The sequence below is a fragment of the Sphingobium cloacae genome, from assembly GCF_002355855.1.
Classification (GTDB): domain Bacteria; phylum Pseudomonadota; class Alphaproteobacteria; order Sphingomonadales; family Sphingomonadaceae; genus Sphingobium; species Sphingobium cloacae.
The window spans coordinates 3,026,168-3,044,140 of the sequence record NZ_AP017655.1 but is presented as its reverse complement, the minus strand read 5'-3'; the positions used below and the strand labels follow the sequence as shown (position 1 = coordinate 3,044,140).

The following is a 17,973-nucleotide window of genomic DNA, read 5'->3' as shown; positions in this document are numbered from 1 at the left end:
TTTCGCGGGCGAAAATGCGGTGCCGCATTAAATCCGCATTAAGTTGAACAAGTCGCGCATGGTGCCGGGAAACAAGCGAGCGTAAGCACTTGGTCATGTCCGATCATGCCGCCAACGAGAAAAGACCTTCGCCAGATGCCCTACTGCGGCAAGCGCGGCGCGCAGAGCGTGGGCAGCTCAAGATATTTCTCGGTGCCGCTCCCGGCGTGGGCAAGACCTTCGCGATGCTGACCGAGGGAGCCGGCCTACTGCGCGAAGGCGTCGATGTTGTGGTGGCGGTGGTCGAAACGCACGGCCGGGCCGAGACTGAAGCGCTGCTGGAACCTTTCGAGGTGATCCCGCGCCGCAGCATCGAATATCACGGCCGCACCCTGACCGAAATGGACCTGGATGCCGTGCTTGCCCGCGCGCCAGCCCTCGCGCTGGTGGACGAATATGCCCACACCAATATTGAAGGCAGTCGGCATCCGAAAAGATGGCAGGACATTGAAGAACTGCTGGATGCGGGAATCGACGTTTACACCACACTGAATATCCAGCACGTCGAAAGCCTCAACGATGTAGTGGCCAGCTTTACGCGCGTCCGCGTGCGCGAAACCGTGCCTGATAGCGTGTTCGAAAACGCCGAGATCATGGTCGTTGACCTGCCGCCTGATGAACTGATCGACCGGCTGAAAGAGGGCAAGGTTTATGTGCCACATGAGGCTTCCCGCGCGCTGGGCCATTTCTTCTCCAAGCCGAACCTGTCCGCGCTGCGCGAGATGGCGCTTCGCCGCGCGGCGCTCAGCGTCGATCGCCAGATGTTGCAGGAGTTGGACGCCACCGCGTTGCCCGGCACCTTCGGCGCGGGCGATCGCATCCTCCTCGCCGTCAGCGAGCAGCCTGGATCGGACGCGCTGGTCAGGACTGCCAAGCGGCTTGCCGACGCTCTGCGCGCGCCCTGGATGGCGGTGCATATCGAAACACCGCGCAGCGAGGGGTTCGATGAAGTGGCAAAGCGGCGTGTCGCCGCTTCGCTCGCGCTGGCAGCGACACTAGGTGCCACCATTGCGACTGTGCCCGCGGAAAGCGTCGTCGCCGGCCTGCGCAGCCAGATCGAAGGGATGCGCGCAACCCAGGTTGTGATCGGAAAGTCGCAGCGCAGTTGGTGGTTCGAGTTCCGCCACGGATCGGTGGTCGATGCGCTCGTCAAAAGCGCGCAGGGCGTCGCTGTGCATGTCATCCCTTCGGTGGCAGAAGGCGAGGCGTCATCCGATCAGGTGCGAACGCTGCTCAGAGGTTGGGGGCGTCCCCGGACCTATGCTGCTATCGCACTGATGATCGCGGGCACGACGCTGCTGGCCGTGCTGGCGCAACCCTGGATCGGCACCGGCGCGATCGACCTCCTCTATCTCGTTCCGGTCATCATCGCCGCCAGTCTCTACGGCCTACGGCCGGGCCTGGTCGCCAGTCTCGCCGCCGCTCTCGCGTTCAATTTCTTCTTCCTTGCGCCAACCTGGACGTTCACGATCGCGGACCCGCAAAGTGTCCTTACAATGCTGATCCTGACCGGGGTTGCGGCCTTTTCCAGCAATCTGGCCGGTCGGTTGCGAACAAGGGCAAGGCTAGGCGTGCGCAGTGCTCAGGAAAGCGCGGCGCTGGCGGCTTTCTCCCAGACTCTAGCTCGCGCTTCGGATCGCACGGGGACGGCGGAAGCGGTATGCGAGGAAGTCTCCCGGCTGCTGGAAGTCCGCTCCGTGCTTCTTGCTGAGCGGAATGGAAAGCTGCGCACGGTCGCCGCCATGCCGGCGGACGCGACACTAAGTCCGTTGGATCAGGCGGCGGCCGATTGGGCTTGGACTCGCGGCGAGCTGGCAGGTTCCGGTAGCGCCACGCTGCCGGTGGCGGATTGGCAGTTTCATCCGCTCAAGACCTCGCTCGGAGTGCTCGCCGTCCTCGGCGTGGCGCGCGACGATGGCCGCGATCCGGTGCCCGCCGACCGGGCCGTGCTGCTCTCAACGCTGGTCGGTCAGGCAGCGCTCGCACACGAGCGGCTGCATCTTGAAGATGAGATGCGTAGCATCTCGCTGCTCAAGGAACGCGACCGGCTGCGCGCCGCCCTGTTGTCGTCCATCGGTCATGATCTGCGGACGCCACTCACCGGCGTCACTGGCGCGATCGAAGCTATCGGGGTCGAGCACCCCGATGCCGCATCGCTGCCGCTTGCCCGCGCGGAGGTGGCTAGGCTGCGGCGGTTCCTCGACAATCTGGTCGATATGGTTCGTCTCGATGCGGGCGCGTTGAATCTCGTGCCTGAGCCGATCGACCTGACCGATGCCGTCGCTGGTGCCGTCCATGATCTGAAGGATATGCTGCGCGGCCATCATATCGACTTCAAGGTGCCAGCCGACCTGCCGTTAGTCCGGGCAGATGCTCGCCTGCTGCACCATATCCTCATCAATCTGCTGGCCAACGCTGTTCAACATGGCGGAGCCGATGGGCCGATTACAATAGCTGGGCGACGGACAAGTGATGCCATCCTGCTGACGGTGCGGGACCAAGGACCGGGCCTGGAACCGGGAACCGAAGCCGCGATATTCGAGACGTTCGCGCAAGGCGCGGGTGGAGACCGGCGCGGCGGGAGCGGCCTCGGGCTTGCGATCGTCAAGGGGTTTACCGAAGCGCTGGGCATCGACGTAAGCGCCTCCAACGATCCCGATGGCGGCGCGGCTTTCACCCTCTCGATAGGGTCCAACCTGATTGTTGGAACGGAGACGGACGGAGAGCATGGTCAAGCATCTGCTTAACGCTGTATCTTGACCTCAGTGGCGTCCTCATAGCACGCTACGTAACGCCGATTTCACCAGGATATTGCATCTGATTTCTTTGTTGCTCGCGCCTGCTACACGAAGGCAATTCGCAAGAGCGCCGCGATTATCCTGCAAAATCGCATTGGCGAAAACCACTGTTCGCCAGCGTTCCGGCTCAGACGTGGCAAGCAGGCGTTCTCCGGCCGTCCATCGGTCAAGGTCCAGCGTCCGCGCGGCCATGCGTTCGGGCAGGTGCCAGCTATCAGGCATGGCGCGCGCAACGAAGCCGGGAAGGAATGAGCAAAGCACCGTGGCCGCCAGCGCGCCGCCGATCCCCCATAGATGAAACTGGCGGCGCTGCTCGCGGGCGGTGGCGATAGTACCCTGAATATACTCCATCCGGGCCGTGGCCCTGTTGAATCGCTCCTGCATCTGATTGATGGTCGCGGCATCCTCCGCGCGTGCCCTGGCAGCGGCCGCCGCGATCCGCTCGGCCATTGCAGCGGGCGTAATATCCATGGCGGGCCTGCGCGCCAGCGCGTGGATCGAGCTCCGCATCTTTTCGAGCAAGGCCGCGATCTCGCCAAGCGTTTCGCTGTAATCGGGCGTAGCTTCGCGTTTGGCGGCAAGCCCGGCAATGGCCGCTTCCAGCAAGTCCACCTTCTCCGCGAGTCGCGCGAAGGCGTGGGTGGCTGGATCAGCTTCGGGCGCAATGGCTGGCAAATTGCCCATGATCTTCTCTCCTATCTGCTAAGTCCGTGGTCGTGGCCCCGGCCCATCTCGATGCCGACGCTGGTGGAAAGGTGGTGGGAGAGTTGGCGGCCTTCTCGAAGCCGATGCCCAATTCCTGCTTGCGGTCGCGCAACAGCGATTCCACCTGCGCGTCGCGTTCGAGGCTTTTCGCCATGCCCGCCATCTGCTCAGATACCTTGCGCGCCCCTCGGAAATCGCCGTCGCGCTGTAGTTCCTCTCGATGCCGGCCGAGCTGCTGCCAGCCCTCCACGAACCTGTCGGCGCGCTTGTCGGGATCGGTGCGGATTTCGGCTTCAAGCTGCATGGCGCGCATAGCCTGGCGGACACGGCCGCCTGCCGCATCCGATGCCAGCGCGGGATCGCGGTTATAGGCGCGCTCCATGTCGTGCGCGGCGTACTTGCTCGTCTGGTTCATCGCCTCGCGGGCCTTGTCGAGTGCGGCGCGCTGGTGGGGCAGGATGGGCAAGCCCTTGTCCTGCATCTTCCATATGTCAGCGACGGCGCGGGCATGGCGCTGAACGGCAAGCTGCCGGATATGCTCGCGCTCGGCCTGCGCCGTCCTTGCGGGATCGGCAACAGAGGCTGGCGGTTTGAAATCCGCAAAGATGGAGCGCGATCGTTCAGGCGTGGCCGATGGCTCGCGCTGTTGGGCGGACAGGGACAGGCGCAGGCCGTCGAAGATTCCGCGCGCTTTCTCCGCTCCCGCGCGGGCCATTTCCACGATCCGTTCGCCAAGGCCGATGCCGCGCCGCTCTGCGAATTGCTGTGCGGGGTCGCGGCGCTCATAGTCGCTCGCCATGTCCTTGACGCGCTCGCGGCTGAGCGTGCGAACGAGTTTCGACTGATCGCGGAAATCATCGCGGCCATAGTGCAGCGCCATGCCGTCCCGATGGCGGGTCATACCGACATAGGAGCCGTGGCGATCCATGCCGGGTGCCCCCGGTCCACGGTCATGCCCTGCGCCTTGTGGATCGTGGCGGCGTAGCCATGATCGACATGGGCATAATCCTTCAGGTCGAACGCGATGCTGCGCCCGTCATCGGTGCGGACGGCGATATGCTCCGGGCTGACCTGCTCGACGGTGCCCAGCGTGCCGTTCTTCACCTCAAGCCCACGCTCGTTCTTGAGGAACATGATACGGTCGCCGGTCGCAAAGGCGCGGTCGCCGCGCTCGGTTTTCACGCGCACGTCATCGCCAAGCTCGCCCGCCGCGCGCATCCGGTCGCGCGCCGCCTCGTTCAACTCGCGCACCTCGTCATTGGTATGGGTGAGGATGATCCGGCTTTGATCCGGCGCGTCGGTGCGCTCGCGGTCCCACCGCTCGACAAGATCACCGCGCGCCTGCTCGCGCGTTTCGGCCGCATGGACCATGCCATGATCGGCATAGGCCCTGATCGCGTCGCCGGTGCGGCCGGTCGCAAGATGCCGGGTGGCGTCGCGCTGCCATTCCTCGTGCTGGCGACGGACCTCCGTAATCTCGACGCCGCCATGCCGCTCGTTGATCGCCCGGAACGCCGCGCCCGCCTCGATCGCCTGCAACTGCTGCGGGTCGCCTACCAGCACGACCTTTGCGCCAGCGTCGGCGGCATGAGAAAGAACGCGCTCCATCTGGCGCGTGCCGACCATGCCCGCCTCGTCTATCACCAGCACATCGCGCGCGGTGAGCATATCACGGCCCTGCGCCCAGCTATGTTCCATGCTGGCGATGGTGCGCGACGCGATACCGGAGCCGTTCTCCAAGCCTTCGGCGGCGATGCCGGACAGCGCCGCGCCCCGCACCTCGAATCCGCTGCGCTCCCACGCCTCCCGCGCAACGCCAAGCATCGCGCTCTTGCCGGTGCCTGCGTAGCCGACGACAACGCTAAGGCCCCGCTCGCCGGTCACATGGTCGAACGCCGCGCGCTGCTCGCCGGTCAACACCAACCCGCGCCCCTCCGCGTTTGCCAGTGCGGCGGCGCGGTCCTTCTCATCCACGCGATGCCGCTCGCGCTCGGCCATCAATTCCGATGCGCGCTGCAACCGCTGCTCGGTTTCGATCATCTCGCGGCTGGTGAACCTGTCATCGCCGTGCCCGTCCTTGCCCAAGGCGATCAAATCGGGCGAGGCGCGAACGGCGCTCATCGCCCGGTCATATTGGTCCTTGCCGTCGCTGTGCCGATAAATGAACATGGCAAGGTCGCGCGTGGTGAAGGTCGCCTGCTGGTGGGTGATCGCGTCCAGGGCAACGCGCGGGTCGGCAATGATGCGCTCGCCGTTGCGCTGCGCGATGGCGCGGTGATCCTCGATCCGCTCGGATTCAAGCCCGCGCTCGCCCATGCGCTGTGCGGCGGGGCCGATCTTGTCTTGCGGCTCAAGCTCGATGCCCTGCGCCTCAAGGCTGCGGTGGTCTATGCGGACGTCAATATCGAGTTCGGCAAGGCGCGCGTTGACATGATCGGCCCAACGCTCGCGCCATTGCTCGACAAGCTCGGTGCGGTTCCAGTCGCGGACCTTCGGCCCGAAACCATCCTCGTTGACCTCGCGCATGGTGAGCATGACATGGGCATGGGGCTTGGGCTGATCGTCAGCGCCAATGTCCCAATGCACATTCAAATCCGCGATCATGCCACGCGCGACGAACTCTTGGCCGACGAAATCGCGGGCAAGCTCGATGCCGTCCGCCTTCGACATCTCGCGCGGAATGGCGAACTCCACCTCGCGGGCAAGCTGCGCGTCCTTGCGCTTCTCGAACGCCTCGACATCGTTCCAAAGGCGTTCGCGGTCGCGCCATTGCTCCGGCGCGTTCTCCGGCAGCATGATTTCGCTATGCTCGACGCTGCTCTTGGCGCGGAAATCATGGTCGCGGTCAAGGCGCTCGTCGTGCAGCCGGTCGGCCGAACGATAGGCCGCTGCCGCGACGGCGCTGCGTCCATCCGCGCGGCTGATGACCTGGACCGAGAAGTGATAGATTGCCATGAGGGCAATCCATCTACGCCACTAAGCGCACGTCGGCACGACGTATAAGCGCGCCCTTCTCGAATAAAATTCGAGCAGGGACTAGGTGGTTCCAGAGCGTCCCGGCGACTCTACAGCATTACGCGCGACGATACTTTAGAATCACTCTATCCGCAAAGAATGGAGACTGTGATGCGTAAACTGCGTGACTTTGATTCGGAACTCAAGGCCCTTGCCGACAAGGCGAAGGCGATTAAGGAACGCCGCGTGCGCCAGCTTGGCGAACTGGTCGCCGCAACCGGGGCCGATACGCTTGACGCCGATCTGCTGGCCGGGGCGCTGCTCGACGCCATCGCCAGCAAGGACGCGACAACAAGGGAGGGCTGGCGCAAGGCGGGCGCGGCCTTCTTTCGGAGCAAGGCGCGCAAGCCTGCGCCGCGATCTGAACGTGAGCCGGAGGGCGCTCTACCGCTCGAAGGCGGCGCGGCATCGGCTTGAAGCACAAAAGGCGCGAACCGACACAAGGGCATGGGTCGTGAAAAGGCGAGAGAGAACGCGGCATCTGATCGAACTCGGCGGCCTCGTCGTCAAGGCCGGGCTGGTCGATCTGATCGACGACGACCGCACCACACTCTACGGCGCGTTCCTCTCCATCGCCGGCAAGTTGCAAGGCGAGGAACGCGATCACGCATTGGCGCTGTGGAAGCGCAAGGGCAAGCGCGCGTTCGAGGCAGAGACCGAAACGGGTTGACCGGCGAAATCGGCGCTTCGATCATCCTGTCAGGCGCGAGGCTTGCCGGACCATAGGCGAAACTCAAACGGCTCGGTCGGCTGGTTCGGCTTTATCCCTATGTCGTCGCGTATGGCGAATATCAGAAGGGTTAGAAGTTCGTCATGTCGATCGACTTCCTTGTTGCTATTTGAATCCGCCGTTTCGTCCAAATAGTGCCGCAGCGCAACTAGAACGCGAGGCGAGCCAACAAGGAATATGTTATTGGCGGCGTTGGCGAATGTGACACGTTCTTCGGTCGTAGGTGGCGGACCGACGATCGCGTTTAGTGCTGTCATAAACTGCTTGTAGTGCGCGAGTTTCTGCGTCCGCCATTCCGCTTCGCGCTCTCTTTGCCGCGTTAGATAGAAAGTGAGTGCGCTGATAAAGATGCCAGTTACAGCTGTTATGACCGCGACGGCGATAGGCCCGTTCATCTTTATTGAAACTTACGACGCTTGAATGCGGCCACATCCGCAGACGTGAGTTTGAACCATTCGCCGTTCGCGCGACGATCAGCAAAACGGCGATGCCAATATGCTTCTATACCGGCAGGATCATCGGTTTGGATAGAATGGAACAGCACGGCTTTATCGGGCAGCGCGACCTTGATCTCTTTAAGCCGCCGTTCGATTTCGTCGCTACGACCAATTTTGTAGAACTCGCCGGACTTGACGAGATACACCCACCCATCAGGTGTTGCCGTTTTGGCTAGGCGTATCGCAGGCTTTGGAGTTGGCAGTAAGGCTCTCAACCGTTCATAAGTTGGATCGCGATACGACAGTTCGCGTAGCGCTTCGATAACACCATTCTGGCCCTGAAAATGCTCGCTGATGATGCCGGGGCTCGGCGCAGCTTCATCACCCTTGCGTCGAAGCAGTTTAAGCTCACGGACTGTTGGAACGTGCCCCAGCGCTAAGGTGATTTGGGCAAACTGTTCAGTGAGTTCTGCCGTATCGCGGCGTTTGGTCCATTCATTCGCGGAAAATCCGGCTTCTTCAACAGCGTCGCCCCATTTCGACCAATAGACGCCGCTCCATTTTGTTTCACCGATTCCGGTCTGCGACTGAAATGCGCTTTTGCCGGGCGGCTTTCCACCATTCGCTGCTGCCAGTCGCCGTATCTCTGCAATGATGTGATCGCGCATACCAAAACTATAGAACGAACATCGCGCCGAGCAACGATTGTCGTTACCGTGTTCAAATGGTTCAACTCATTCCCTTGCTAACCGCCTTCGGCCTCGGGTCGATCGTCACGGCCCTAATCCAATCGTGGTTGGCGCAGCGATCGAAGCAGGATGAACGCGCGTTTCGTGAGAAACAAGCTGCCTATATCGGATTGTTGGAAGCCTATCATCGCGCGGCTGTCGAAAGGACAGACGAAGCTGCAAAGGCGTTCGCCTACTGGCAGATGCGATGTGAGTTGGTTGCGCCGGTGTCTGTGCGCGATGCGATCCGCCGAATTGTCGAAACCAATGATGATCGTTCGGCGCGCATGAAAGCCGACTACGACATGAAGGAAGCGATGCGGGCCGATCTCAGAATCACGAAATGAGAGGGCCAATGGCGCTCAAGCCACTGCCTGCAACCCCTTGCGCTGGATGATGGACAACAGCCGCAGGGCGGGACCACCTGGCCGCTTAACGCCACGCTCCCAGTCGGACACCAGATTGCGCGATACGTTGAGATAGGCAGCGAATATCGGCTGCGAGACATGCTCGCGCTCGCGGATCGCGCGGATTTCATCGCCAGCCAGCACGGGGGCCGGAGCGAGGCACGCTTCATCAAAAGTCCGGAGCGTCGCGCGCGACACAACGCCCGCGTCGTGCGCGTCGCTCATCATCTCATGAATCGCACCCGCGATCTCGCTGCGATAGCCCTTATCCTTCGTCGTCGTTGCCATCTTCGATCTCCACCAGCGTTCCGGCCACTACTAGCCGGTCCAATTCCTCGCCGCTCCATTCCAACGCTTCGGCAGCCGCATCGCGCAACAGTGCCAAGTCCGCCTTCGATATGTTCGCCTGCGCGCTCTTGGCGAAGCCGAAAGCGAATATCGCCCTGTCACCGTGCCGGAACAGGATCAGCGTGCGATAGCCGCCCGACTTGCCCTGACCGGCACGCGCCACGCGCTGCTTGATGACGCCGCCGCCAAGGTCGGCGTCCACCAGCCCGCTTTCCGCCCGCTGCACGGCGTCGCGAAGGGCCGAATCATTGATTCGTTCCTTCCGCGAAAAGCGCTCGAACCAGCCATTCTTGAAAATGCGCGTGATGGCGGTTCTCCTGCTCCATAGTCGATATATAACACATAGCATTATAGTTCAATGCCGGATGCCCGAAGGCGCGCTTGCCGAAAGCCACTATGTTGGCGCTTTCAGGACTAAGTTGGCTATGATCGGCACTGTAGTGCCTCCCCCTCTTGCAAGGCGGGACAAGGCGATACAACTTGACCATGTGGCGGACGGACCGGCGAAAGAAAGAGGTCGATCATGTTGCGCGACTCGGAAACAGGCAAGGTCCATCCCGCCGCTTCTTGCCCCTGTAAACTGAGAAATGCCGTGGCTAATTTGTCACGGTTGGTAAAGGAACGTGCAAGAATAGAGTCTCGAATACCGCCATGTGCCGTATTCCACCGCCGTGCGCCGCAGTATGCCGACATACGCCGCCGTTCGCCGCAGTTACCCACATTTATACTGCCGTAAGCACCATCTTCACCACATCGCGGACGTGACGCTCTTGCGGGCGGCGTCACGGTCACCAATTCTGTTCGCAGGGGAGCTTTGTCAACCGCTACAAATCGAAAGTTACCTCAATGTCCAACCCTGAAAGGATCATTCGTCTAAAGACGGTGCTTCATCGCACCGGCCTTTCCCGCTCCACCCTCTATCGCAAGATCGCGGATGGGACGTTTCCCCGGCAGGTGTCCATCAGCATCAACGGCGCGGGCTGGCATGAGTCAGCCGTCCAACGCTGGATTGCCGATCCAGCAGGCTATCGCGCTGATGAAAGCGAAAGGGCCGCGCCATGACCGCGCGCCCATCCCCCGATCCAATCTGCGTTCGCGTCAATGACGCTGCCCGCATGATCGGCGTCGGCCGCACCAAGCTCTACGAGCTGATCGCGGCTGGCGAAGTCGAGACAGTGAAGCTCGGGAAATCCACTCGCATCACCACCGCCAGCCTGCACGACCTCATCAGGCGGCAGCGAGGAAGTCTGTAGGTTCGGACGCCGTGGCAGCGGCGTCCTCCCCTTCCTTCGCGGGCACCTTGTCCAGATACTCGGCCCAAAGCGCCATAAGGCTGCGCCGCTTCTCAAAAAAATCGGTGCGTCGATAGGCTGCTTCAACCTGGTTGGGGAGCTTGTGCGCCAGCGCCTTGTCGGCAACCTCCTTGGGAAAGTCCGTGGTTTCCGCTGCCCAATCGGTGAAGGTGGAACGGAAGCCGTGAACGGTTGCGCCTTTGACGCCCTCATCGCGTAGCGCCTTGGTCATGGTCATATCGCTGATAGGCCGCTTGCCGTCTGGGGAGAATACAAGGCCGGTTTCGCTGGTGCGCTGCGCCCACCGCTTGCGAAGCAATGCCACGGCGGGCGCGGACAACGGCACGACATGGGTTTCGCGCGCCTTCATGCGCTCTCCCGGAATTGTCCAGATAGCCTTGTCCAGATCGAACTCGGTCCACACGGCAAAGCGTGTCTCGTTCGACCGCACGGCGTTATAGACGGTGAAGCGCAAGGCATCCCGCCCGGTCGTCGGCGATGCTGCCGCGAGCTTCTGCATGATGGCCGGAACATCGGCATAGGGCATGGCTTCCAGATGCCCGCCCTTACCGATCTGGCGGGGAAGTCCCTTGCGAACGGAACGCAGCGACACTTCCTCCGGCACCCAGCCTTTGATGTGGGCGAAGTCCAGCACCGCGCCAATGCGTTGCAGGATTTTTCGGGCGGTTTCCGGTATCTCAAGCCAGATGGGCGACAGAACCGCGACCACGGCAGCACTGCCTATCTGATCCACCGGCTTCTTGCCGATTGCCGGAAAGACATGGTTCTCAAGGCTGGAAATCCAGTTGGTATGACGCCGGTTTTTCCAGCCCTCCTTCAACGCCTCGTAGCAGTCACGCGCGGCCTTCTCGAAATTCGGAACGACCTTGCGCGCCTTCCGCCGCTCGGCAACCGGATCACAACCCTCCCGCACCTTTCGACGCAGGGCTATCGCGGCTTCCCGCGCTTCGGCTAGCGACACGTCCAGGGCCGATCCCAGGCCATAGTCTCGTCTCCTGCCGCCCTTCTGCATCCGCAGCACCCATGTCCGCGAGCCGCTCGGCTTCACATAGAGGCACAAGCCCCGTCCATCGGTATACCGACCAGGCTTCGCGTTCTTTACCTTCAATGCCGTAAGTGCAATTGGTTCGAGTCCCTGATAGGGGATATTTGGAGTCAGTTCCCACGCCTCTTACCACGCTAAATGACCCCACAATTATTCCCACGTTTCATACCAAGTTCAGACAAATCAGGGCGACCGACCACGAACACTATGAAATAAAAATCGTTTGTTTTACAGTGTAGTTAGGGACGCCCTGATATTGCATGAGAATAACATTCTACATTTCTTCTGGGCACCATTTACCCGTCCGTGGACGTCCACCAACGTCCCGTAAGTGACTGGGGCCAAAGCGTTTTTTCCGGTATCTTGTCCAACATGGTTCGGGTGCGTCCGGCCACAGATACCCCCACTTTGGAGGTATCTAGGAGGGTCGTTCCACCCGGTTTCGGATGGAGATACCCTCATGCCTTTAACTGCCATTGCCATCAAAAATGCGCGGCCCCGTGACAAGGCTTACAAGCTTCACGACGAACGCGCTCTGTATCTGCTGGTGACGCCGCAGGGCGGAAAATACTGGCGGATGAACTACCGCTATCTCGGCAAGGTCAAAACCCTGTCCTTCGGCGTATGGCCGGAGGTCAGCCTTGCCGACGCCCGCGACAGGCGGGACAAGGCGCGCGAGCAGATCAAGGAAGGCTTCGACCCCAACGCGCAGAAGAAGCTTGCCCGCGTGCGCGCGGAGATCGACGCCGCCATTACCTTCAAGTCGGTCGCGGAGGAATGGCTGGTCAAGATCGAGCGCGAAGGCCGCGCGCCGGTTACGCTCGACAAGGTGCGCTGGCTGCTCGACATGGCCTATCCGCTGATTGGCGAGCGGCCCTTGAACAAGATCGAGGTTCAGGAGGTTCTTGCCGTCCTTCGCGTGCTGGAAGCGACCGGCCGCTATGAAAGCGCCCGCCGTATGCGGAGCGTCATCAGCCGGATATTCCGCTATGGCGTCGCCACCGGGCGGGCGCAACGCGACGTTGCCGCCGATCTACGCGGGGCGATCATCGTCCCCAAGACCAAGCATTATGCCGCGCTCACCACGCCCAAGGATGCGGCCGAGATCATGCGGGCCATCGAGCTTTGTTCCGGCCATGCCATCACCCGGTTTGCGCTTCGCATGACGCCGCATGTGTTCGTCCGGCCCGGCGAATTGCGCCGGGCGGAATGGAGTGAGTTCGATTTTGACCGCGCGATATGGTCGATCCCCGCCGAGAAGATGAAAATGCGCTGGCCGCATAAGGTGCCGCTGTCCCGGCAGGTTCTCCAAATCCTTGAAGAACTGCATCCGCTGACCGGCCACGGCCCTTATGTCTTTCCGGCCTTCCATACATGGAAGCGGCCCATGTCGGAAAACACCATCACCATTGCGCTTCGCCGGATGGGCTATGCCAAGGAGCAAATGACGGCGCACGGCTTCCGGGCAATGGCCGCGACCTTGCTCAACGAAATGGGCATCTGGAACCCCGACGCCATCGAACGCCAGTTGGCGCACATGGAAAACAACGGCGTGCGCCGCGCCTATGCTCGTGGCGAGTATTGGGATGAGCGCGTCAAGATGATGCAGCACTGGTCCGATTATCTCGATAACCTGCGCGACGGCGGGAAAATCCTGAAACCGGATTTCGGCAGGCGCTTCCAGAGGGCGGGCTAGGCCGCTGGCACGGCTCGCGGCGGCCGGTCGAACGCATGAAGGCGGATCGACCGGCCGATTCTTCTCTTGCACTATATAAGGTGCATGGACTATATAAGGTGCGGATATGGAGCAGTCGGCCCGTAAGATCGAACTGGTCTTTTACAGGACGCTTGCCGGTAACGAGCCGGTTCGGGATTGGTTGGCGGGCCTGCCAATCGAGAACAGGCGGATTGTCGGTCAGGACTTGCAGCGGGTGCAATATCGCTGGTCTGTGGGGATGCCCCTAGTCCGGCCGATGGGAAAAGGCTTGTTCGAGGTCCGCACGGATTTGCCGGATAAGACCATCGCCCGCGTGCTGTTCTGCTTCCATGACGGCGAACTGTATGCGTTGCACGGCTTCATCAAGAAAAGCCCGAAAACGCCGGAGCCGGATTTGAAACTGGCGCGCGAGCGCAAGAAGGAGGTCGAACATGGCTGACAATCCGCACCGGGGATCGACTCTCGATAGCTTCCTTGAAGAAGAAGGGATGCTTGGGGAGTTTCAGGCCAAGGCCATCAAGGAGGTGATCGCGTGGCAGCTTGCGGAGGCGATGCGGGCGCGCAAGTTGAGCAAGAACCGTCTCGCCACGATGATGAAAACCAGCCGCACGCAGGTAAACCGGCTGCTTGACCCCAACGATGGCAATGTCACCATCGAAACCTTGCAGCGCGCCGCCGCGATCGTCGGGCGGCGCGTGGAGGTCCAGCTTGTGTGAATGGGGTCGGCATTATGTGACAATTTCTGCCTTAACCTCCTCGGTCCAAAGGAGGCATGACAATGGAAGATAATAAGCTTTGGACGCCGAGGGAGTTGGCAAGGTTCCTGGGTTATTCGGAAAGCACCATTTGCCGGATGGTATCGCAGCAGCCGGAAAAGTTACCGCCGCGCGTGGCGGCACTGGCACGTCCGAGATGGCTACCGGAGGTGGTTCGGGATTGGGCAAATGCCAACAGCGGTTCCCCGGTAAAACGCATGGGGCGTCCTCGAACAATCCGATAACCGTCCTGTTCTACCGCATCCGTTCGAGCCGAAAGCGTAGCGGCGTTACGCCCACCGCTTGCCGAAGCCGCTCCCCAAAATTGCTTTGAGTAGCCCGCATCTAGCGTTTTAATGCATCCGGTCGCGCGGCGGTATCAGTTCCTGTGTGTCGGCCAGCAGCTTGTCATGGCCGTGGTCGCGCATCCATCGCGCCCGCGCCAGATGCGCGGCATGGATAGCGCGCGTCTTTTCGGGGTCGCTCGCTGGATCGAGATGCAGCACGATCCGGGCGACTTCCGCCCAATCCGCGCCGTCCGCGTCGGCATCGAGCAGACGCAGATAGACGACCAGCAGAAGATAATCGTAGTCGGTCAGATCGTCCGATGCAGGGGGAGCCGGTAGCAACTCCGGTTCGAGGCTGGGGCGTGGGCGCATGATGCTCTCCACCTCCCATGTTCGGCTTTGCGCCGGGAGGTCGTTCTTAACCATGGGCCTCCGCCCGGCAAAGTCAATAATCCTAAAATGGGATAATCCTGAATCGGGATGATGGCGACGGCGGTTGTTCACAATTCGCCGGTCCTGCATGTATAAATCCCTTCGCTCACCTCGCCATCAAAAGCTTCGGCAACTGCTTGTCGATGCGCGCAAGGCTGGCGGGTGGACGCAAGACCAACTGGCCGCCAAAGTCGGAAAACCGCAATCTTTCGTCGCCAAATATGAAGTCGGCGAACGGCGTCTTGATCTTATCGAGCTGATTGACGTTATCCGCGCGCTGGATCGAGATCCGATGACGATAATTGCCGAAGTCGCCGGGCTTGATGTCAAACGGCGTTCAAAAGGGACCCCCGATCGGCGTCGAAGAGGGACCCCCTTTTTCGGATATGATGTTGGTTTGTTGAAGATGGCCTTGCGCTGCGTGCGGCGGAGGGCGGGCGTAGCCCGACCGGAGGCGCGCGCAGCGCAAGATAGATTTTTGAAGGCGCCGAAGGTAGCGGTCAGCTGCGGTTTTTGAAGCGCCAGCTGTCGTTGCCCGTCTCGATGATATCGCAGTGGTGGGTGACGCGGTCGAGCAGCGCCGTAGTCATCTTGGGATCCCCGAAGACGGTAGGCCACTCGCCGAAGGCAAGGTTGGTGGTGATGATGACGCTGGTGCGCTCATAAAGCTTGCTGATGAGGTGGAACAGCAACTGCCCTCCCGAGCGTGCGAACGGCAGATATCCAAGCTCGTCGAGCACGATCAGATCGAGCCGCGACAGCTGCGCCGCCAGGGTCCCGCCTTTGCCGATCCGGGTCTCCTCTTCGAGGCGTGTCACCACCTTGCGGCGGACTTGAACCCGCCAAGCCTTTTTGCGCTTTTGGATGGTAGCCATCGCTTGTATCCTCCTTACTCAAATCAAAGACGCGACCAACCTAAGTATTGTGGCACATTTGGCACAATATGAGGTCAAAACAAGTAATCTTGCGTCACCGATTGTAAAAGAAAATACATTGATTTCAACGCCTTCCGCAGGCATATTTACTTAGAAAAGACTTCTTCTGGGCACCAACACTGGCTCTGGATACGTCCAGATAAGTCCAGTAAGCGGCTGGTCTCACATCATTTTTCGACTGAGAATTGCCAGACACCGTCCGGTGAAATCCGGCTAAGAGCAACAGCAGCAGCCACAAAATGTTGCTCCTTTTGTTACTCTCGGATCGACCCGGCTTTGCTGGGAAAACGACCATGCTGACCTATATCCAGATCAATGCCGCCAAGCCGAGGGAGAAGGCTTGGACCCTAAACGACAGGTAAAGACCGACAACGTCCTGCACTTTGTCGACGAACAGCGGATTGCTCGACAGCTTGAACGCCTCCGACCGGTGCGGCTGCAAGCCAAACGCGCCCCAAATCCGGCGGATCGTCGTGTGCGACAGCCCAGCCTCGGCTGACGTCCCCCCCGCCCGGCGGGACTTCCGCAATGCCCTGCGAAAGCGCATCTCAACCGATAGGCGGCGAGCCATTGGAGGCGCCCCTTACATCACGCTTGCGAATCGTTCGCATTTCCTTAAAGGCCGTGGTGTGAAAGGGCTAAGCGATTTTTATCAACGGCAACATGGCGGTTTGGTCCGCTATGCGCGCACGGTCAGTTCCGACGAGTTCGGGGCGGAGGATCTGGTGCAGGATGCCTGGATTCGCTGTCGCACCATTGCGAGCCGGGAAAGTATCGGCGACCCCGCCCATCTGTTCCGGCGTGTGCTCCGCAACCTATCGATAGACCGCAACCGCAGCTTGGCACGCGAACGGGCGAGATCGCAGGACGGCGATCCCAGCGATATCAGGCGGGCGGCTGCCGACGACGCGCCTTCGGTCGAGCGGGCGGTGATCGCGCGCCGCGAGTTGGAAATTTTACGCGATGCCCTGAACACGCTCGACGACCGGACCCGCGTGGCGTTTGAAATGCATCGGTTCGAGGGCGAGCGGCTGCAAGATATCGCCATTGCGCTCGGCATTTCGATAACGCGGGCACATGAACTGGTCGCCGCTGCACTGCGGCATTGCCGCGCGGCGCTGCGTCAGCCTGCCGATGCTGGACAGTGATTGCTATCCTGCTACGGGCGAAAAAATCCGCTGGTTGAACGTCTGATGGTCATGGCGACGATCAGGGGACAAGGACGCGCATGGACCGCGGCATAGAGGGGTATCCTCCCATTTCCTTTGAGCGGGGTGCAGAGGAGCAGGCGGTCATATGGGCTATCGCTCTGCACGAGCGTCCCGCTGACGAGGTGCTTCAGCAGCACTTCCAGACCTGGCTGGAGGCGAATGCCGCGCATCATCTCGCCTGGGCGGAGATGCGCCATATCCATGATCGGTTGGGCGAGATCGAACCGACCTATGCCGTCCGGACCGGTCAGGCGCGGCGGCCATGGCCCGCCACGCGGGCGGAAAGGATAACCGCATCCTCGCGTCATTGGCGTGGCGCGGCACTATTGGCGGGCTGCGCGCTATGCCTCGGCCTGCTGTTCATGCCAGCCGCGATGCTGAGATTGCAGGCCGATCATCGCACCGGCGTTGCCGAAATACAGCGGATTACATTGGCGGACGGCAGTGTCGTCCAACTGGCCCCCCGGTCCGCCATCGCCGTCGACTATGCGGAAGGACGGCGCGACATCAGGCTGCTGAAGGGCGAAGCCTTCTTCACCGTCACGCCCGATCCGCAACGGCCGTTCCGGGTGAGGGGCGCGCGGGCCACCGTGACCGTGCTGGGCACTGCCTTTGACGTCCGCGAGGCGGAGGCGGCGGCACAGCCCGCCTTCATCGGGGTGGAACATGGCCGGGTTCGGGTCGAGCCCGCCGACGGGCCCGCCGACATCCTGACCGGAGGCGAGGCCGCCATCGTGGCCGCGTCGGGACGCGTCAATCGGCAGATCGTGCCTGCGACACAGGTGGCGGCGTGGCGCGAGCGCCAGCTGATCGTTCAGGATGAGTCGATCGCCGACGCCATCGAGCGACTACGCCCCTGGTTCAACGGCATGATCGTGGCGCGGGGTGACGCGCTGGCCCGTCAACGCCTGACCGGCGTCTTTAACGCATCCGACCCCCTTGAAGCGCTGCACGGCATGGCCCGTGCTTATGGTGGACGGGTGATGACGATCGGCGGCTGGCTGGTCATTTATTCGCAGGATTGAGCCGGTTACGACCTTTTCGGAATAAATTTTTCTTCTCCGACCGAAA

Annotated in this window: 19 protein-coding genes and 3 pseudogenes; 12 read left to right on the top strand and 10 right to left on the bottom strand. The window is 61.5% G+C overall.

Annotated features, from left to right (window positions below; all coding sequences use genetic code 11):
• Window positions 1-95: 95 nt before the first annotated feature.
• On the top strand, window positions 96-2,786 hold the full coding sequence (locus SCLO_RS14880; protein ID WP_066521205.1) for a sensor histidine kinase: 2,691 nt from the start codon (window positions 96-98) through the stop codon (window positions 2,784-2,786).
• A 27-nt stretch (window positions 2,787-2,813) separates the two neighbouring features.
• On the opposite strand, the gene SCLO_RS14875 is transcribed toward SCLO_RS14880, so the two are convergent.
• Together SCLO_RS14875 and traA are read right to left on the bottom strand one after the other, a co-directional pair.
• Window positions 2,814-3,443 (bottom strand): DUF6118 family protein, encoded by a 630-nt coding sequence (locus SCLO_RS14875; protein ID WP_123905525.1) that lies wholly within the window; start codon window positions 3,441-3,443, stop codon window positions 2,814-2,816.
• A 388-nt stretch (window positions 3,444-3,831) separates the two neighbouring features.
• A pseudogene (gene traA, locus SCLO_RS14870) lies at window positions 3,832-6,497 on the bottom strand (Ti-type conjugative transfer relaxase TraA); the annotation flags it as partial.
• Window positions 6,498-6,668: 171 nt separating this feature from the next.
• Between traA and SCLO_RS14865 the strand changes: the two are divergent.
• A complete protein-coding gene (locus tag SCLO_RS14865; RefSeq protein ID WP_066521201.1) occupies window positions 6,669-6,974 on the top strand; it encodes a conjugal transfer protein TraD in 306 nt (101 codons plus the stop codon).
• 37 nt (window positions 6,975-7,011) lie between these two features.
• Window positions 7,012-7,227 carry a conjugal transfer protein TraD gene (locus SCLO_RS14860; RefSeq protein ID WP_066521193.1) on the top strand — a complete coding sequence of 72 codons (216 nt, stop codon included), beginning with the start codon at window positions 7,012-7,014 and terminating at the stop codon, window positions 7,225-7,227.
• Between the two features lie 29 nt (window positions 7,228-7,256).
• Here SCLO_RS14860 and SCLO_RS14855 read toward each other — a convergent pair whose 3' ends face one another.
• Window positions 7,257-7,682 carry a hypothetical protein gene (locus SCLO_RS14855; RefSeq protein ID WP_066521191.1) on the bottom strand — a complete coding sequence of 142 codons (426 nt, stop codon included), beginning with the start codon at window positions 7,680-7,682 and terminating at the stop codon, window positions 7,257-7,259.
• A gap of 2 nt (window positions 7,683-7,684) precedes the next feature.
• Entirely contained in the window at window positions 7,685-8,392 is a 708-nt protein-coding gene (locus tag SCLO_RS14850) for a GIY-YIG nuclease family protein (protein WP_066521189.1), read from the bottom strand.
• A gap of 56 nt (window positions 8,393-8,448) precedes the next feature.
• On the opposite strand from SCLO_RS14850, the gene SCLO_RS14845 reads away from it, so the two are divergent.
• Complete coding sequence (locus tag SCLO_RS14845; RefSeq protein ID WP_066521187.1) at window positions 8,449-8,799, top strand: hypothetical protein; 351 nt, start codon at window positions 8,449-8,451, stop codon at window positions 8,797-8,799.
• Between the two features lie 15 nt (window positions 8,800-8,814).
• On the opposite strand, the gene SCLO_RS14840 is transcribed toward SCLO_RS14845, so the two are convergent.
• Window positions 8,815-9,147 carry a helix-turn-helix domain-containing protein gene (locus SCLO_RS14840; RefSeq protein WP_066521184.1) on the bottom strand — a complete coding sequence of 111 codons (333 nt, stop codon included), beginning with the start codon at window positions 9,145-9,147 and terminating at the stop codon, window positions 8,815-8,817.
• The gene (locus tag SCLO_RS14835; RefSeq protein WP_066521181.1) at window positions 9,125-9,556 is read right to left on the bottom strand and encodes a type II toxin-antitoxin system RelE/ParE family toxin; all 432 of its coding nucleotides are present in this window, start codon (window positions 9,554-9,556) and stop codon (window positions 9,125-9,127) included. The genes SCLO_RS14840 and SCLO_RS14835 overlap by 23 nt, the downstream gene beginning before the upstream one ends.
• A gap of 497 nt (window positions 9,557-10,053) precedes the next feature.
• Here SCLO_RS14835 and SCLO_RS14830 point away from each other — a divergent pair, with 497 nt between their 5' ends.
• Both SCLO_RS14830 and SCLO_RS14825 read left to right on the top strand, forming a co-directional pair.
• Entirely contained in the window at window positions 10,054-10,269 is a 216-nt protein-coding gene (locus SCLO_RS14830) for a helix-turn-helix transcriptional regulator (protein WP_066521176.1), read from the top strand.
• Window positions 10,266-10,460 (top strand): helix-turn-helix domain-containing protein, encoded by a 195-nt coding sequence (locus tag SCLO_RS14825; protein ID WP_066521174.1) that lies wholly within the window; start codon window positions 10,266-10,268, stop codon window positions 10,458-10,460. The genes SCLO_RS14830 and SCLO_RS14825 overlap by 4 nt, the downstream gene beginning before the upstream one ends.
• Here SCLO_RS14825 and SCLO_RS14820 read toward each other — a convergent pair.
• Window positions 10,435-11,580, bottom strand: a complete 1,146-nt coding sequence (locus tag SCLO_RS14820; protein ID WP_231923249.1) for a tyrosine-type recombinase/integrase — start codon at window positions 11,578-11,580, stop codon at window positions 10,435-10,437. The two genes, SCLO_RS14825 and SCLO_RS14820, sit on opposite strands and share 26 nt — an antisense overlap.
• 445 nt (window positions 11,581-12,025) lie before the next feature.
• Here SCLO_RS14820 and SCLO_RS14815 point away from each other — a divergent pair, with 445 nt between their 5' ends.
• From SCLO_RS14815 to SCLO_RS14805, 3 genes are all read left to right on the top strand, one after another.
• Window positions 12,026-13,261: a tyrosine-type recombinase/integrase gene (locus SCLO_RS14815; protein WP_066521169.1), complete on the top strand. Its 1,236-nt coding sequence runs from the start codon at window positions 12,026-12,028 to the stop codon at window positions 13,259-13,261.
• Window positions 13,262-13,367: 106 nt separating this feature from the next.
• Window positions 13,368-13,721 carry a type II toxin-antitoxin system RelE/ParE family toxin gene (locus tag SCLO_RS14810; protein WP_066521166.1) on the top strand — a complete coding sequence of 118 codons (354 nt, stop codon included), beginning with the start codon at window positions 13,368-13,370 and terminating at the stop codon, window positions 13,719-13,721.
• A complete protein-coding gene (locus SCLO_RS14805; protein ID WP_066521165.1) occupies window positions 13,714-13,998 on the top strand; it encodes an XRE family transcriptional regulator in 285 nt (94 codons plus the stop codon). Before SCLO_RS14810 ends, SCLO_RS14805 begins: the two co-directional genes overlap by 8 nt.
• 392 nt (window positions 13,999-14,390) lie before the next feature.
• Here the strand turns inward: SCLO_RS14805 and SCLO_RS14795 are convergent, their stop codons facing one another.
• Entirely contained in the window at window positions 14,391-14,750 is a 360-nt protein-coding gene (locus SCLO_RS14795; RefSeq protein ID WP_231923248.1) for a DUF2285 domain-containing protein, read from the bottom strand.
• 94 nt (window positions 14,751-14,844) lie between these two features.
• On the opposite strand from SCLO_RS14795, the gene SCLO_RS14790 reads away from it, so the two are divergent.
• Window positions 14,845-15,273 (top strand): helix-turn-helix domain-containing protein, encoded by a 429-nt coding sequence (locus SCLO_RS14790; protein ID WP_096362164.1) that lies wholly within the window; start codon window positions 14,845-14,847, stop codon window positions 15,271-15,273.
• Here SCLO_RS14790 and SCLO_RS14785 read toward each other — a convergent pair.
• Together SCLO_RS14785 and SCLO_RS14780 are read right to left on the bottom strand one after the other, a co-directional pair.
• Window positions 15,257-15,577, bottom strand: a pseudogene (locus SCLO_RS14785) (ATP-binding protein); the annotation flags it as partial. The gene SCLO_RS14790 and the pseudogene SCLO_RS14785 sit on opposite strands and share 17 nt — an antisense overlap.
• A gap of 466 nt (window positions 15,578-16,043) precedes the next feature.
• Window positions 16,044-16,190: pseudogene (locus tag SCLO_RS14780) on the bottom strand (IS630 family transposase); the annotation flags it as partial.
• On the opposite strand from SCLO_RS14780, the gene SCLO_RS23440 reads away from it, so the two are divergent.
• Window positions 16,165-16,839, top strand: coding sequence for a sigma-70 family RNA polymerase sigma factor (locus SCLO_RS23440; RefSeq protein WP_322788828.1), 675 nt, complete (start codon window positions 16,165-16,167; stop codon window positions 16,837-16,839). The pseudogene SCLO_RS14780 and the gene SCLO_RS23440 overlap by 26 nt on opposite strands.
• Window positions 16,840-16,919: 80 nt before the next feature.
• Complete coding sequence (locus SCLO_RS14770; protein WP_066515233.1) at window positions 16,920-17,927, top strand: FecR family protein; 1,008 nt, start codon at window positions 16,920-16,922, stop codon at window positions 17,925-17,927.
• Window positions 17,928-17,973: the final 46 nt, after the last annotated feature.

Coding starts and splice junctions, on each gene's coding strand:
- SCLO_RS14810 (WP_066521166.1), top strand. CDS start 13,368: ATGGAGCAGTCGGCCCGTAAGATCGAACTGGTCTTTTACAGGACGCTT.
- SCLO_RS14805 (WP_066521165.1), top strand. CDS start 13,714: ATGGCTGACAATCCGCACCGGGGATCGACTCTCGATAGCTTCCTTGAA.
- SCLO_RS14830 (WP_066521176.1), top strand. CDS start 10,054: ATGTCCAACCCTGAAAGGATCATTCGTCTAAAGACGGTGCTTCATCGC.
- SCLO_RS14790 (WP_096362164.1), top strand. CDS start 14,845: ATGTATAAATCCCTTCGCTCACCTCGCCATCAAAAGCTTCGGCAACTG.
- SCLO_RS14770 (WP_066515233.1), top strand. CDS start 16,920: ATGGACCGCGGCATAGAGGGGTATCCTCCCATTTCCTTTGAGCGGGGT.
- SCLO_RS14795 (WP_231923248.1), bottom strand. CDS start 14,750: ATGGTTAAGAACGACCTCCCGGCGCAAAGCCGAACATGGGAGGTGGAG.
- SCLO_RS14825 (WP_066521174.1), top strand. CDS start 10,266: ATGACCGCGCGCCCATCCCCCGATCCAATCTGCGTTCGCGTCAATGAC.
- SCLO_RS14840 (WP_066521184.1), bottom strand. CDS start 9,147: ATGGCAACGACGACGAAGGATAAGGGCTATCGCAGCGAGATCGCGGGT.
- SCLO_RS14880 (WP_066521205.1), top strand. CDS start 96: ATGTCCGATCATGCCGCCAACGAGAAAAGACCTTCGCCAGATGCCCTA.
- SCLO_RS14850 (WP_066521189.1), bottom strand. CDS start 8,392: ATGCGCGATCACATCATTGCAGAGATACGGCGACTGGCAGCAGCGAAT.
- SCLO_RS14855 (WP_066521191.1), bottom strand. CDS start 7,682: ATGAACGGGCCTATCGCCGTCGCGGTCATAACAGCTGTAACTGGCATC.
- SCLO_RS14815 (WP_066521169.1), top strand. CDS start 12,026: ATGCCTTTAACTGCCATTGCCATCAAAAATGCGCGGCCCCGTGACAAG.
- SCLO_RS14835 (WP_066521181.1), bottom strand. CDS start 9,556: ATGCTATGTGTTATATATCGACTATGGAGCAGGAGAACCGCCATCACG.
- SCLO_RS14865 (WP_066521201.1), top strand. CDS start 6,669: ATGCGTAAACTGCGTGACTTTGATTCGGAACTCAAGGCCCTTGCCGAC.
- SCLO_RS14845 (WP_066521187.1), top strand. CDS start 8,449: ATGGTTCAACTCATTCCCTTGCTAACCGCCTTCGGCCTCGGGTCGATC.